The sequence below is a fragment of the Pseudomonas sp. SIMBA_067 genome (assembly GCF_046534675.1).
GTDB lineage: Bacteria > Pseudomonadota > Gammaproteobacteria > Pseudomonadales > Pseudomonadaceae > Aquipseudomonas > Aquipseudomonas putida.
Genome location: NZ_JAWRYH010001290.1, coordinates 1 through 238 on the forward strand (window position 1 = coordinate 1; position 238 = coordinate 238).

1 protein-coding gene is annotated in these 238 nt (G+C 52.1%); it reads left to right on the forward strand.

Annotation, left to right across the window (positions count from 1 at the left end):
• Positions 1–155: 155 nt before the first annotated feature.
• Positions 156–238: YfcL family protein (locus SB765_RS33475; RefSeq protein WP_410933016.1), on the forward strand; the 83-nt coding region annotated here is incomplete at its 3' end.

Genomic DNA, 238 nt, shown 5'->3' on the forward strand with positions numbered 1-238 from the left:
GTCATGAGCTATCTGACGTCGGGCATTCCCGACCGTCCCGCGCGTTTTATTACCGCCCTGGCGGAATTTTATGGCAGGCCTTCATTAACAGCATCGCAGTTTCCCTGGCCGGACGATCTGTGATGCAGAAAGGCATTATTAAAAGAGGAATTGAGATGATCGCAGAATTTGAAGCGCGTATTCTGGCCCTGATTGACGACATGGTCGAGCATGCCAGTGACGATGAGCTGTTCGCCAG